The organism is Phormidium sp. FACHB-592 (assembly GCF_014695795.1).
In the GTDB taxonomy this organism is placed as follows: domain Bacteria; phylum Cyanobacteriota; class Cyanobacteriia; order Leptolyngbyales; family Leptolyngbyaceae; genus Stenomitos.
In genome coordinates this window covers 55021-68842 of the sequence record NZ_JACJOZ010000052.1, presented here as the reverse complement: position 1 = coordinate 68842, position 13822 = coordinate 55021, and the positions used below count along the sequence as shown (strand labels likewise).

At 50.3% G+C, this 13822-nt stretch carries 12 protein-coding genes; 4 read left to right on the top strand and 8 right to left on the bottom strand.

Annotated elements, in window-relative coordinates:
• Positions 1 to 32: 32 nt before the first annotated feature.
• The 3 genes from H6F86_RS14430 to crtO all read right to left on the bottom strand — a co-directional run bounded on the left by H6F86_RS14430 (position 33) and on the right by crtO (position 3317).
• Positions 33 to 236, bottom strand: coding sequence for a DUF4177 domain-containing protein (locus tag H6F86_RS14430; protein WP_190449305.1), 204 nt, complete (start codon positions 234 to 236; stop codon positions 33 to 35).
• 184 nt (positions 237 to 420) lie between these two features.
• Entirely contained in the window at positions 421 to 1554 is a 1134-nt protein-coding gene (locus H6F86_RS14425) for a saccharopine dehydrogenase NADP-binding domain-containing protein (RefSeq protein ID WP_190449304.1), read from the bottom strand.
• Between the two features lie 71 nt (positions 1555 to 1625).
• On the bottom strand, positions 1626 to 3317 hold the full coding sequence (gene crtO, locus H6F86_RS14420; protein ID WP_190449303.1) for a beta-carotene ketolase CrtO: 1692 nt from the start codon (positions 3315 to 3317) through the stop codon (positions 1626 to 1628).
• A 359-nt stretch (positions 3318 to 3676) separates the two neighbouring features.
• Here crtO and hflX point away from each other — a divergent pair, with 359 nt between their 5' ends.
• A complete protein-coding gene (gene hflX / locus H6F86_RS14415; protein WP_199305287.1) occupies positions 3677 to 5308 on the top strand; it encodes a GTPase HflX in 1632 nt (543 codons plus the stop codon).
• A 153-nt stretch (positions 5309 to 5461) separates the two neighbouring features.
• Here hflX and H6F86_RS14410 read toward each other — a convergent pair whose 3' ends face one another.
• Positions 5462 to 6040 carry a type 1 glutamine amidotransferase domain-containing protein gene (locus H6F86_RS14410; RefSeq protein WP_190449302.1) on the bottom strand — a complete coding sequence of 193 codons (579 nt, stop codon included), beginning with the start codon at positions 6038 to 6040 and terminating at the stop codon, positions 5462 to 5464.
• A 467-nt stretch (positions 6041 to 6507) separates the two neighbouring features.
• A complete protein-coding gene (locus H6F86_RS14405; protein WP_190449301.1) occupies positions 6508 to 7107 on the bottom strand; it encodes a tetratricopeptide repeat protein in 600 nt (199 codons plus the stop codon).
• A gap of 114 nt (positions 7108 to 7221) precedes the next feature.
• Here H6F86_RS14405 and H6F86_RS14400 point away from each other — a divergent pair, with 114 nt between their 5' ends.
• The 3 genes from H6F86_RS14400 to H6F86_RS14390 all read left to right on the top strand — a co-directional run bounded on the left by H6F86_RS14400 (position 7222) and on the right by H6F86_RS14390 (position 10808).
• The gene (locus H6F86_RS14400; protein WP_190449300.1) at positions 7222 to 8268 is read left to right on the top strand and encodes a glucokinase; all 1047 of its coding nucleotides are present in this window, start codon (positions 7222 to 7224) and stop codon (positions 8266 to 8268) included.
• Positions 8269 to 8435: 167 nt separating this feature from the next.
• Positions 8436 to 9689 carry a cation:proton antiporter gene (locus H6F86_RS14395; protein WP_190449299.1) on the top strand — a complete coding sequence of 418 codons (1254 nt, stop codon included), beginning with the start codon at positions 8436 to 8438 and terminating at the stop codon, positions 9687 to 9689.
• 237 nt (positions 9690 to 9926) lie between these two features.
• Positions 9927 to 10808 (top strand): fasciclin domain-containing protein, encoded by an 882-nt coding sequence (locus H6F86_RS14390; protein ID WP_199305286.1) that lies wholly within the window; start codon positions 9927 to 9929, stop codon positions 10806 to 10808.
• 54 nt (positions 10809 to 10862) lie between these two features.
• Here the strand turns inward: H6F86_RS14390 and H6F86_RS14385 are convergent, their stop codons facing one another.
• The 3 genes from H6F86_RS14385 to H6F86_RS14375 all read right to left on the bottom strand — a co-directional run bounded on the left by H6F86_RS14385 (position 10863) and on the right by H6F86_RS14375 (position 13688).
• Complete coding sequence (locus tag H6F86_RS14385; protein WP_190449298.1) at positions 10863 to 11012, bottom strand: hypothetical protein; 150 nt, start codon at positions 11010 to 11012, stop codon at positions 10863 to 10865.
• Positions 11009 to 11707: a PTPA-CTERM sorting domain-containing protein gene (locus H6F86_RS14380; protein ID WP_190449297.1), complete on the bottom strand. Its 699-nt coding sequence runs from the start codon at positions 11705 to 11707 to the stop codon at positions 11009 to 11011. Before H6F86_RS14380 ends, H6F86_RS14385 begins: the two co-directional genes overlap by 4 nt.
• A 505-nt stretch (positions 11708 to 12212) precedes the next feature.
• On the bottom strand, positions 12213 to 13688 hold the full coding sequence (locus H6F86_RS14375; protein WP_190449296.1) for a CoA-acylating methylmalonate-semialdehyde dehydrogenase: 1476 nt from the start codon (positions 13686 to 13688) through the stop codon (positions 12213 to 12215).
• Positions 13689 to 13822: the final 134 nt, after the last annotated feature.

The following is a 13822-nucleotide window of genomic DNA, read 5'->3' as shown; positions in this document are numbered from 1 at the left end:
CGCTGATAGCTTGCGGGCGATCGCACCACTAGCTACCGAATAACCTCCCGCTTGAGTACTGCCACAAAATCCCACAGTTCACCGTCAGCACCAGTACCAGGAAGAATTGACACTAACTCCCAGCCTCTCGCTCCAGCTTCATTCAATACCGCCTCAAGTTCTCTTTCGTCAATCTTGCCTGCATCAAATGTTCCTTGAGTAAAGAACTTAATTGTTTTATATTCCCACTCACACATAGTCTTCTCTAAAGAGTTTCAAGGTTACCCTAAGAATTTCCTTTACCCATTTTCTCACTACGCAACCTAAGCTTGGAGGCGATCGCCCCAGTCCAAAGCTCTGAAAACTCAGCCCCTCTGCTTTTAATATCCTAAGCTTTGTGCAACAACTCTATAAATTGACGCTCAAAATCAACGTTTAAATTCAAGCTGTCATCTGTAGAGACTGTTTAATTTCAACGCTACGGCTGTGCATTGCCTGTGTAAAGAGAGCAGTTGGTAATGCTTCCTCGATCGCCCAAACCCCTGGTTTATCGAGTTTGCCTGACAGCAACATTTGGGTCACGCTACCCGTACCAGCACCAGCAGCGATCGCTGTATTTTCGTGCACCAGCGTGGCGTAGCTTTTGGCAGAGTTGCCGTCTTTCTGTCCACTGACTTCCACCCGAATGGCAACACCGATACCGCTGAAGCGATCAGTCACATCCGTCATAAAATGGCTCACATGCGACAAAAACTCGATTACAGCACGGGTTTGCAAGAGCCGCGGATGCCACCAGCGCGCCACGCTCCAGGTAAGAAAATTGTAGAAATCGGGCACAGTGCCAAATTTGGTAATGACTGTTTTGACAGGAAAGGCGCTAGGAATGGTGAATGCCTCTGGCACATCAAACCAATACACGCCAAGACGACCATAAGGGGCAGGAAACTCCACCACTTCGCGATCGCTATAAGGCTTCACAGCCTGCCACTGACCATTCAACCAGGCTTGAAACGGACGCTGCAAGCCCAAAAACGTCGTTCGCATCACCGTTACACCCGCGCCGCCTGATCCAGCCACTACATAGCTGAGATGCACAGTATCAGCGGTATCCAATTGCTCAATGCTCTGCCGCACCATGCTGTTGGAAATACCAGGAAAGATGCCTGTATTGACGATCGCCGTGACTCCTGCTGCTTCTGCTGCCTCTCGATAGGCGATCGCCTTGCGGGTAAAGGACGGATGGTCGCTCACATCCACATAGTTCACGCCTTCGTTGATGCACGTTTCGAGTACCCGTCCATCACGATAGTGAAAGGGTCCTGCACAGTGAATCACGACATTGCGACTGTCGCCACTGTCGGTCTGCAAACCGCGAATCACGGCTGTTAGCTTGTCCCGATCCTCTAAATCCAATTCGATAAATTTAACGTGCGAACCCAAATCAGGAATCTGCTTGGAATGCTGGTGACTCCGACCTGTAATCGTAATTTCAGCATCGGTATGAGCAGCGAGGTCAGCAGCAACATGGCTACCCACTCGTCCCCGTCCACCTAAGATTAAAACTCGCTTTGACATCACTAAACTTTAAAAAGGATCATTGCCTAAATCGATGACTTCTTTAAGAAGCCGCAGAGCGATTAATGGCACTAATTGGGGCGAAAAACGGATTGTACAGTTGATTTAATTGACTCTCTCGCATCGCGTAGGGTTTGCACAAAAGGCTGCTGCGTTTGCAAGAACACACGAGCACAGTTGCGTCCTGGCATTCCTGAAATCGAGCCACCGGGATGGGTTCCAGCTCCAGTGAGAAACAGTCCATCGATCGGCGTTTTATAGTTGGCAATTTCCGGCAGCGGACGGAAAAAGATCATTTGATCGAGGGTCATGTCGATATGGTAGTAGTTACCATTAACACTACCCAACCGTTCGCCTAATTCAGCGGGGCTTTCGACCCGACGACCGATCGTAGCTGTTTTCACATTCGGTGCATAATCCGCCAGCTTATCAATGACGCGATCAGCAACCTTATTCTTCAGTTCGTCTGTCCAGCCTGTGCCATGCTGCCCAGTACCTTCGAGTCCCGCAATTTTGTAAGGCGCAAAAAACTCAATCCAAACCGTATGTTTGCCATCAGGAGCCATTGATGGGTCAAGTACCGTTGGCTGCACTAAGTAGAACGATGGATCAGCATCAGGAATGTTGCCGATCGCCGGCTCAGTGTGCGCGATTTCGACGTGTCGCACAGAATCCGCAATTAGCACCGAGCCGATGAGGTAGTCATCCCGATGGTTGTGATGCTCAAACCGCAGTGGTTCATCCATTGCCAGGTCAATTTTGAGAATGGTTTCGTTATTGTTGACAATGCGCCGCTGTAACCGCTCCCGCAGCTCAGGATCCGCTGCATCCAGATCAGCAGGGTCAACCATGTGAACCATCAGCCGTTGCGCGTCGATGTTAGAAATTACCCCTTTGGTCGCACGATATTCGTTACCGTTCGCCACGCGTACGCCTACAGCTTTGCCATCGTCTACCAAAATTTTAGCGACGTGCTGCTCTGTCAGAATGTCGCCGCCCAAATCCTTAATTAACCGTACTAACGAATCCACCAGCGCACCCGTGCCGCCCTTTGGTCTTGCCATGCCAGGGTTATGCCGCATTGCCATCATGATGGAGCCAATACTCAGCATTTTTTGCGATGGTGGGGCACCGAGTTCAGCCGAGAGGCGAGCAAGGGGCGCTTTGACAAACTCTGAGTCAAACCATTCATTGAGAATATCCTCGGCGCTGGTCAGCATGGTGCGAATGAAATCCAGCGTTTTGTCCGTCGAACCAATCACCGCGAACAAATCCTTAATCTTGGCAATGTCGTAGTTGCCTGCAATATCAATTAGAGACTTGGGCGGTGCATTGAACATCGGAATCATTGCCCCGATCGCCCGCTGCCAATAGTTTACAAACTCAGCATATTTCCTTGCATCCCGCGGGCTGAACTGCTCAATTTCGGCACAGGTTTTCTCGACCGATCGGTGCCCCAGAAAATACTTGCCATCAGGATGGGGACAAAAAGCGACTGGATCGCAGAAGAGATATTCCAGCCCGTACTTGGTTAACTCCAGTTCTTCCACGACGGGACCAAGATGAATGAATTCGTGGTCGATCGCGCACAGATTAAATTTAAAGTCAGGCAACTCTGGAATCACTGCTTCGGTTGTTGCGGCTCCACCCGGTACCGATCGCTTCTCCAGCAACAGTACTTTATAGCCCGCTTTCAGCAAATACGCAGCACAGACCAGCCCATTGTGCCCTGCACCAATCACAATTACATCGTATTCCTGCATCCAAACGACTCCAGAGTTTTTACAGTCATAAACTAGGGTAGCGGACTAGATAGTTGGCTTCATCAATCCAAATGTCGATTTCTAAAGTCGAAGCTGGGGAGTCGAATCCGTGCTTACAAGAACGAAGTTTGTTCCACAGACTCTATTGATGAATAGTTTGGACAATCTACAGCGCGGCTTTTGTCGCTGCCGGTTCAACCACTCAGCAACTTAAATAGCTATAAACTATAGGGTCGTTCGATGTAACGTTCTTACGGTTCCACAATTGACTAAAATAAAGTAGTTGCGTTTGGCTAGTTGCCTCTATCGAAACGGTTTATGGAAATCTCCAGGGTCTAAAGACCAGTCAAGTTAAGCAGTTGCAACGGTTGTACCATCAGCGGTTACCGGGCGATCGCATTACTACACCTGAGTTTGCTCAACGGTTAGCAGCGGTCAGCACCGAGTTGAATCAACCTGTCTGTGCGTATGTCAATCGGCGTGGTCAGGTCATGCGCGTTGGGGTTGGCACACCGCGACAAACGCAGATTCCCGCACTGGAACTGCCCCGTTATGGTGCCGAGCGGCTTTGCGGTATCCGCTGCCTTTCGACTCAGTTGAAGTTTGAGCCGCCGAGTGATTCTGCCCTCACAGCGATGGCAATGCAGCGGTTGGATGCGCTAGTGACGCTAACACTAACAGGCGGCGGCTTTGAGCGTCGTGGTGGTGGTGCAACGGGCTACGTTAAGGAAGCCTATTTGTCGCATCTTGTCCCTCATCCTGAAACAGCCTGGACAGTTTCGCCACCGCTCAGCCTGGATCTACTGACCAATCAAGACTTTCTCAATCTCGTTGAAGGGCTTGAAGAAGAATTCCGGCGAGATTATACGGCGCGACAGGTTGATCGTGACCATGATCAGGTGCTGCTCGTCGGGTTGATCACTGACAATCGAGCCACGCAGCGCTTTAAAGATGGGCTGACAGAGCTAGAGCGGTTGGTGCAAACAGCCGGTGGCACAGTGCTGCAGACGTTGAAGCAAAAGCGATCGCATCCTCACCATCAAACGGTTGTTGGTGAAGGAAAGGTACAAGAAATTGCGCTAGCAGCACAGTCGGTTGGCGCAAATTTGGTTGTGTTTGATCGCGATCTTTCCCCAGCTCAAGTGCGGAATTTGGAAACCCAGATTGGTATTCGGGTGGTCGATCGCACCGAAGTTATTCTGGATATTTTTGCCCAACGAGCGCGATCGGGTGCTGGGAAGCTTCAGGTCGAACTTGCCCAACTGGAATATATGCTGCCGCGCCTTACGGGACGAGGGCAAGCAATGTCTCGACTGGGTGGTGGTATTGGCACACGAGGACCAGGGGAAACCAAGCTAGAAACGGAGCGACGAGCGATCCAACGGCGGATCACTCGTTTGCAACAGGAAGTTGACCAGCTACAGGCGCACCGGGCACGGATGAGACAACGGCGACAACATGAGGAAGTGCCCTCAGTAGCAGTAGTAGGCTACACAAATGCGGGTAAATCTACCTTGCTGAACGTGCTGACCAACGCCGAGGTGTATGCTGCTGACCAACTGTTTGCAACGCTAGACCCGACCACACGACGGCTGGTAGTAACCGATACTACGACTGAGGAATCGCTTGCCCTTCTTCTTACCGATACAGTAGGGTTTATCCACGATCTGCCGCCCTCTTTGCTGGATGCCTTTCGCGCCACGCTAGAGGAAGTGACTGAAGCAGACGCCCTGTTGCATGTCGTCGATCTATCGCATCCGGCATGGCAAAGCCAGATTCGCGCAGTGATGAAGATTTTGTCAGAGATGCCGATCGCACCGGGTCCGGCATTGGTGGCGTTCAATAAGATCGATCAGGTGGACGGTGACACTTTGGAGCTGGCACGAGAAGAGTACCCTCAGGCAATCTTCATTTCAGCCAGTGAACGTCTGGGTTTAGAAACCCTGCGCCGAAAGCTGGCTCAATTGGTGCACTACGCAGTTTCGTCTTAGCAGCAACAAGCAAGATCTTCGTTAGCTATGAAGCTATTTGTGGATAATAGCGGGGTTTGTGGAGTGGAGGATATGGGATGTAGGCAAGAGCTAGACCCTGTATCCTAGACAGCCCCGCTATAAGCTACTGATGTTTAAGAAGGACCAACTTCACTAACTGACGCTTGCAAGCGGTTGGTCTTCCTGAAGACCGGTTGCAAAGGCTTCGACGATCGCGCGGTTAAACGCTGGAATGTCGTGCGGTCGACGGCTTGTGATCAGCCCATTATCAACAACAACCTCTTGATCAACCCACTGAGCGCCTGCATTTTTTAGATCTGTTTTCAGTGATGGCCAAGATGTTACTTTGCGTCCTTTCACCACATCTGCTTCAATGAGCGTCCAGGGTGCGTGGCAGATGGCAGCAACAGGCTTACTCGCTGCAAAGAAAGCCTGAATAAACTGAACCGCTTTTTCGTTCATGCGGAGTTGGTCTGGATTCGCAACGCCACCTGGCAACAACAGAGCATCATAGTCATCTGGGTTTGCGCTGTCCAGCGTCACATCCACAGGGAAGTTGTCGCCCTTATCGTAATGTTGCCAACCCTGAACCGCGTCGCTGTTCGGGGAAACAATATGGGTTTGTGCCCCTGCTTCATCCAGTGCTTGTTTAGGCTCGGTCAATTCTGCTTGCTCGAACCCATCTGCTACAAGAATGGCTACTTTCTTTTGGCTCAGTGTTTGAGTCGCCATATTAATGCTCCTTCAGAATGCTTTTACGCTTGCTCTCCTCTTTAACGATGCCGTTCCATATAACAAGACTTAAGGGCGATCGCGAGAGCAGCTAATGCTTAATCCTCTGTAGCCTAGACAATCCATACGGCTGCTATCTCTGTTAGAAGAGCGATTGTGTAGCGGTTCAAGGTCTAACTGTAGAAAGACAAGCTACCTTGTTTTATACAGTTTCTATCCCCTACGCCACTTTCATCACCGTCTTGCTAACGTGAGGACGTTATTACGCAAGGGCGATCGAACTCTGCTGGCAGATGACAGATACCACATTCTTCACCCAAAAAGTTAGATTCATCTTTCATTGCACTCCAGGTAACGTTGCTTTACCCTTCATGCCTTGGTTAAGCAGTGAGCATACAAAACGCATCGGACGATCGCTGTAACGAGTGTGGGAAGCTGTACGTTACTAATCGATCGAAACCAGCACCTTATACAGGCTGAAGCTGCTTGATGTAGTCCTGAGCTTTTTGATAAAAGACAGTGTTGCCTTCCTGCTTAAAGAGAGCGGCAGCCTGCTGAAAATCTATAAGCGCCCCTGGTCGATCGCCTGTATTGGCACGAAGCAAACCACGGCTGTAGCGCACAGCAGCATTGTTTGGCTTAAGTGCAATGACTTGCGTATAGTCAGCTAATGCCGCACGCACATTACCCGTGCTGGCATAGACAGTGCCCCGGTTGTAGTATGCCGTTGCATAGTCACGCTTCAACCGCACTGCCTGACTAAAATCTGCGATCGCCGCATCCAAGTCACCGTTTTGCACTCTACTGGTACCACGTTGATTAAACTCCTTAGCCGTCTTAGGATCAGGTAACGCCGCTGATGATGTCGGTTGAGGCGATGCCAGTTGAGGTTTAACAGCCGACGGTAGACCCGTAGGGCGGGCATTTGCAGCAGAGGATAACGCGACCAACAGCGCTAACGCGATCGCGGTGCTGCCAGAGGTTTTCGTTGGCGATCGCAGAAAGTGACTGGTCAAGATGTCGAAAGTAGACCACTGAAGGCGTAGTACTGGCAGTCTTAAAAGCATGACTTAAGTTAGAGGGATTAACCCTTGAAGATCGTAGGTTTACAGGTATCTTAGACAGGTATTTTGCAAACAAAGTTGACGAAACGACGTTGCATCAGAGCGTGGAGTAAGCACATGACCGTATTACTAGCTGGCGATATTGGCGGGACAAAAACAATTCTGCGCCTGGTTGAGACAGTGCCATCGACATCAGGGGTAACGCTTAAACCACTGCATGAGCAACGCTATCCTAGCGCCAGCTTTCCTGATTTGGTGCCAATGGTGCGACAGTTTTTTGCAGAGGCAGAGCAAGCGTCAAGCATCCTTGCTGCGCCACAAAAGGCGTGTTTTGCGATCGCGGGTCCTGTTGTAGACAATACCTCTCAGCTCACTAATCTATGCTGGACGCTTTCAGCACAGCGCTTGAGCCAGGAGTTAAACATTCCTCAGACATCGCTTATTAACGATTTTGCAGCCGTTGGTTATGGGGTTGTGGGTTTAGAGAGTGACGACTTGCTGACCTTGCAAGCAGGCAAACCTAACCCGCAAGCGCCGATCGGCGTGATTGGAGCAGGAACGGGCTTAGGACAGGGCTTTTTAATCCATCAGGAGGGTGACTACCGCGTTTATAGCACCGAGGGCGGACATTCTGACTTTGCACCGCGATCAGAAATGGAATTTCAGCTTTCGCGCTATTTACTTGAGAAACATCACATTCAGCGCATCTCAGTCGAGCGTGTGGTCTCTGGACAGGGCATCGTCTCGATCTATCAGTTTTTGCGCGATCGTCAAGTAGCAGCAGAAGCACCCGAAGTAGGCGCGATCGTCCAAACCTGGGAACGCGAGATCGGACGTGAGAAAAGCGTTGACCCTGCTGCTGCGATCGCTCAGGCTGCCTTAGAAAAGCGCGATCGACTTTCAGAGCAAACGATGCAAATATTTGTAGATGCCTATGGTGCTGAAGCTGGCAACTTGGCACTAAAACTGCTGCCCTATGGCGGACTTTATATTGCGGGTGGCATTGCACCCAAGATTTTGCCGCTTATGCAAGAAGGCAACTTTCTTAACTCTCTCATCGATAAGGGACGGATGCTGCCGTTGCTAGAAATGGTGCCTGTTCATGTAGTGCTCAATCCCCAGGTCGGGCTGTTAGGAGCCGCTCTTTATGCCTCGAAGCTCTAAGGAAGTGGTCAGCAGTCAGGCATCAGCGGTCAGCTTTGGTAGTCCTTTAGCCTTCATCACTCATCCCTCATCCCAGCCGCAAAATCCCCCCGAGGTTGAGGTACAGTCATGCCACTGCTGCGTACAGTGAGTAGGCACGGTTACCTAGTTCTTGTGGCACAAATTTTGTGGATATTTACATTCTTGACTTATTAGTCATTGGGTTGCTATTGCTGCTCATCACGTTAGGGTCAGGATGGATTGCTCGTTTGCCGGTCTCCTACGCCTTGATCTATTTAGTGGTTGGCATTGTACTTAGCCCCTATGGGTTTAATTTGGTGCAACTGCGACCAGATGCCAAGTTTCTAGAGCGGCTGACAGAGTTTGCAGTGCTGATTTCTCTGTTTGGCTGTGGTTTGAAGATGAACCGTCCACTAACGGCGTGGGCGTGGAACTCTACCATTCGGCTGATCGGCTTTTTGATGCCGCTTTCCATCTTTGCGATCGCAGCGATCGCCCATTGGGTTTTGCAGCTCGACTGGGGGCCTGCTGTCCTTCTTGGGGGGATTCTCGCACCTACTGATCCAGTGCTTGCTTCAGAAGTGCAGCTTGATAATCCGTCCGATCGTGATGAGTTACGCTTTGGCTTAACTTCCGAGGGTGGTTTGAATGACGCGCTGGCGTTTCCGTTCGTTTATTTTGGGCTGCACTGGTTGGAAAACGACAACTGGCAAACGTGGTTTGGGAAGTGGGTTGCAGTGGATGTCCTTTGGGCAATAACTGTTGGCATTGTCATGGGCATTGTTGTTGCTAGAGCCGTACAGTGGCTTGATCACCGCCTGCAAGCGCACCGACAAGCTGATGAACTCCTTGAAGACTTTCTGTCTCTTGCAGCCATTTTGATTACCTATGCCCTGACCGAGCTAGCCAATGGCTATGGCTTTGCGGCTGTGTTTGTGGCGGGTGTAGTGATGCAACGTCGCATTCCTGAGCGCGATAAATCTCTGTCTCAACTGCGCTTTATTGAGCGTGTGGAAAAACTGGTTGAAATCGCCGCGATTCTGCTTTTAGGTGCTCTCTTGCGTGTTGAGCCGCTGGTACGCTTTGCTGGACCTGCACTTCTAGTTTCCGTGCTTCTTCTATTCCTCATTCGTCCACTAGGTGGTTGGTTAAGCATGATTGGGTCACCCGTACCCAGTGCAACCCGCTGGTTATTCGGCTGGTTTGGCATTCGTGGCGTTGGCTCTCTCTACTATCTGACCTATGCCTTTGGGCATGGGCTTGAGGGTGACACAGGAGAATTAATTGCCTGGATTACATTCACTACAATCGTGCTTTCAGTAGTGGTACATGGCATAACTGCAACGCCACTAATGCGCTGGTATGAGCACAATATTGAGATCAAGCCTAGAAGTAAGCAGGAGCTTAAAAAACCTTCCTAACTAAGGAGAAGAATCCAAAACACCCTAAGGCAAGGGTTACAGCGGTTAGCTTTCAAGTTGAACTAGCATGACCTATAGCTAAAAAATAGTGTTGTGTAGCTATGCAATGAATTTTATAGCGCTTGTGCAATAGCTTGCTTCCGCATATATCAGAATCTACCGGAAGGTAGAGCGTTTGTTTTTGCAACATCGGTACATTGAACCTTTGTTCATATTTGTTAACGGTAAAGAAAGAAGATGCAAAAACGCTATCGTTTAACGATGTCTCAAACGCTGTCTATTCTGGCAGGCGTTGCTGGTTTAGGAGTTGCAGTTGTGGCTCCTACGATCGCCCAGACGCAGACAACTCCTGGTGCAGGGACCGCGCCTGCTGGGGTGACGCAACCATCACCAACACCAACAGCGCCAGGACAAACAGTACCCGGACAAACATCACCAGGGCAACCATCACTAGGGCAGCCATCGCCAGCACCAACAGTACCCGGGCAAACAGTACCGGGACAGCCATCACCAACACCAACAGCGCCAGGACAACCATCACCAGGGCAACCATCGCCCAGACCAACGCCCACTGGCACTCGGCCTGGCAGCCCTAGCCAAGTGCCTGCTGGAACAACGCAGCCCACTCCCCGGCAGTCGCCTGCAAGTGGAAACCCTGCACCGCGATCGACACGCAACCTCACGCTTTCTACACTATTGCAACAAGGGGCGAAGGCAGGTTCCTTTAAAACGCTGGCTAGAGCAGTAGAAGCGGCTGGACTAACACAGACTGTCCAACAGGGGGGTAACTTTACTGTGTTTGCTCCTACAGATGCAGCGTTTACAGCTCTACCTGCGGGCACGCTTGCAAAGCTGTTGAAACCAGAGAACAAGGCACTTTTGAGACAAGTATTGGCATACCATGTTGTTCCTGGCACAGTCCCGTCTAGCGCTTTGAAGACTGGCTTAGTGAAAACGCTGGGTGGCGGTCTAGCTGTGCGCGTAGATGGAGATAAAGTGGTTGTTAACAATGCCAGCGTCATTCAAGCCGACATTGCCGCTTCTAATGGGGTTGTTCACGCTATCAACCGCGTTTTAATCTCATCAGCTACAAAGCAACGCCTGACGACGCTTAAATAGTACGAGATCCAACGAACGAGCCTTATCTATAACCAATGTATTGAGGTAGAGTCATCACAGGGCAGAAGTTAAGTTTTTGCCCTTATGTGTGTTGACTTGAGCTTGCCAAACGCCCAGACCATCTTTCTGACTGATAGACCGCAGGAGTTCAGGGAAGACGATCGCACTTCCCTGGAACGAATGACTTAGCCAACGATCAGTCATTTACCGCTACGATCCTTTGCTGCCAATTGCCGTTTTCGCCAAATGCCCATGCCTAGACCAATTAATCCTGGCAGTAAGGCAGGGGTTGGTACAGATTTAGAGTTGCCTTCAATAGCAAACGAGAGTTCGGCAGTATTGACATCAACAAACCATTGATCACCAGGCTGGAAGCGACCAAGATCGTTGCCATTCTCGTTACTTGCTGCCCAAAACCAGTTAAGGCTAGCATCGGCTTCAGTATTATTGACAATTGAGAGTAGATAGCTGCCAGCCTGAAGCGTAAAGGGCTGCGATGGCGCAAACGAGTAGTTGTAGAAGAATACACTTTGTGGATTGCTTGCTCGCGCAACGCTAATGTCATTAAAGGCAATGATGGGTGAAACCGCAGGTCTATCGTTAAGAAACTCAAAGATACGAACCGAGAATTGATCGATCGTGGGCGTAACGGAAACAGCTTGCCCAGCAGCGTACAATCCACTCCAGGTAATTTTTGTCACGTCATTACTGCTAGTAAGCGTGAAATCATCACCCGCTTCTACTGGCAAAGCAAAATCACTCTCGATCGCAAGTTGAAAATTGGGCGCACCGTTGTTAAAAAGCACTGCTGCTTGAGCAGGGTTATTAATGCTACAAGCCAGAAGCGCTGCACCAAGTACGCCCAGCGTAAGCTGTTGTGGAGCAGTCAGGGTCATCATAAAATTCACTCTTTCAACAGGGGCTGATGAAGCTACTTAAAAGTACGAAGATGCATTGCTAGTAAGAGCCAGCAGCGAAGGCAACCATCTGTTCGCATTACCTCGGCAAAGTGAGAACAGTATGATCTACAGCGATCGCGGTGCCATTTGTTGAGAAGACGTTCATCGAATAAGCTTGCTTTGCTGCGATGTTTCATCCCAAGAAAACAAAGCTAGTCAGTAGGTAGCCTCAATTAAATGCAAGCAGGGGATATGGGGCTTTGCTGCTAAGCAGGAGCTTTTACCTCCCACCTCAAACTCGCTTTCAGTTAATTGCACCCAGCTACTTCACTCCACAACCTCAACATATGCCAATGTTTCACTGCAACCGCCCCACTCCCAAGCCGATGTTGCGGTTACCTTACTCAAAAATTCCTGATAGTTACTTTTGCACAGGCCCTGAGTTATGTCCGGACAATTGTTTTTTGTACCACAACAACCTAATCGATTCGCCCCTGCATTCCCCCTAAAACTGCCGCGTCCAGTCCTTCCAGCGCTCAACTACTACCTTTGTTTGCGTGAAGAACTCAACGGCTTGATGCCCCTGCCCATGCAAATCACCAAAAAAGCTGTCTTTCCAGCCGCTAAAGGGGAAAAACGCCATTGGAGCCGCAACACCAATATTGATACCAATGTTGCCAACTTCGGCTTCATAACGAAACTTGCGTGCAGCGGCACCACTGCTGGTAAAGAGGCACGCCATGTTGCCATATTGCCCACTGTTAATCAGGGCGATCGCGTCCTCAAAGGTTTCTAAATGCATCAGACTCAGGACAGGACCAAAAATTTCAATGCGGGCAATGTCGCCTGTAGGGTCAACGTTCTGAAGAATCGTGGGTCGCACAAAGTAGCCCTTTTCGTAGCGAGAAACCCTCGGCTGACGACCATCTACTAAAACCGTTGCGCCCTCGTCTGCCCCTTTCTGAATCAGTCCTTCAATGCGCGTCTGGCTTTGGGCACTGATGACTGGTCCCATCTGCACATCGTCATTTAAGCCATAGCCAACAATGCGGGACTGAGCCACATCAGCGATCGCCTCTGTAAAAGGTTGTCGTGCGCCTCCAATTGTCACGGCGATCGAGGCTGCTAAACAGCGCTGTCCCGCACAGCCAAAGGCGCTATCCGCCATGATGCGCGTTGTCATGTCGATGTCGGCATCCGGCAAAATAATTACTGGATTTTTGGCTCCGCCCTGACACTGAGCGCGCTTACCATTAGCGGCAGCACGACTGTAGACGTATTTGGCAACGGGTGTCGAACCCACAAAGCTAATCGCTCGAATCAGTGGGTGGTCAAGTATGGCATCGACAACAGTTTTGTCACCATTGACCAGATTGACCACACCCTTTGGCAAGCCCGTTTGCTCTAGCAGTTGCACGATCGCCTGCATCGTCAGCGGCACTCGCTCAGATGGTTTGAGAATGACAGTATTGCCACAAGCGATCGCATAGGGCATGAACCAGAAGGGAATCATGCCGGGAAAGTTAAAAGGTGCAATCACGGCTGTCACTCCAAGTGGCTGACGAATCATGCTTTCGTCAATGCCTTTGGCGATATCTTCAGAGTTGTAGCCCTGCATCAAGATAGGAATGCCACAGGCGACTTCAACGTTTTCGATCGCCCGTCGCAGTTCACCCTTTGACTCGGCTAACGTTTTGCCACACTCCTGCGTAATGGTTTGTGCCAGCGCCTCAAGTTGTTCTTCTAGTAAAGTCTTCAGCTTGAAAAGGTATTGAATGCGATCGGTGGCAGGTGTACGCCGCCAGCTTACAAACGCGGCTTGAGCAGCTTGAGCGGCTTGATCGACTTCACTAGCAGACGACAGTGGCACCGTTGCCAATACGTCGGTTGTCGCTGGATTAATGATATCCAGATGAGTCGTTGCACTAGAAGAGCACCAAGCACCATTGATGTAGTTTTTTAAGACAGTCGAAGCACCCATGTCGATCGTTCTGAAGATGTACAGTACGTGACTCAGACGTTGGCGATCGTGCTGTCGCTAGCACAGGCATGGATGGGTAAAAGGCAACTCATCCACGCATTTATGCCAGAACGGCGACCAGCACCATCACTATC

What these genes read in the sequence shown, in the direction of transcription:
- H6F86_RS14430 (WP_190449305.1), bottom strand. Translation starts at nt 236, where the DNA reads ATGTGTGAGTGGGAATATAAAACAATTAAGTTCTTTACTCAAGGAACA.
- H6F86_RS14425 (WP_190449304.1), bottom strand. Translation starts at nt 1,554, where the DNA reads ATGTCAAAGCGAGTTTTAATCTTAGGTGGACGGGGACGAGTGGGTAGC.
- crtO (WP_190449303.1), bottom strand. Translation starts at nt 3,317, where the DNA reads ATGCAGGAATACGATGTAATTGTGATTGGTGCAGGGCACAATGGGCTG.
- H6F86_RS14410 (WP_190449302.1), bottom strand. Translation starts at nt 6,040, where the DNA reads ATGGCGACTCAAACACTGAGCCAAAAGAAAGTAGCCATTCTTGTAGCA.
- H6F86_RS14405 (WP_190449301.1), bottom strand. Translation starts at nt 7,107, where the DNA reads ATGCTTTTAAGACTGCCAGTACTACGCCTTCAGTGGTCTACTTTCGAC.
- H6F86_RS14400 (WP_190449300.1), top strand. Translation starts at nt 7,222, where the DNA reads ATGACCGTATTACTAGCTGGCGATATTGGCGGGACAAAAACAATTCTG.
- H6F86_RS14390 (WP_199305286.1), top strand. Translation starts at nt 9,927, where the DNA reads ATGCAAAAACGCTATCGTTTAACGATGTCTCAAACGCTGTCTATTCTG.
- H6F86_RS14385 (WP_190449298.1), bottom strand. Translation starts at nt 11,012, where the DNA reads ATGACTGATCGTTGGCTAAGTCATTCGTTCCAGGGAAGTGCGATCGTC.
- H6F86_RS14380 (WP_190449297.1), bottom strand. Translation starts at nt 11,707, where the DNA reads ATGATGACCCTGACTGCTCCACAACAGCTTACGCTGGGCGTACTTGGT.
- H6F86_RS14375 (WP_190449296.1), bottom strand. Translation starts at nt 13,688, where the DNA reads ATGGGTGCTTCGACTGTCTTAAAAAACTACATCAATGGTGCTTGGTGC.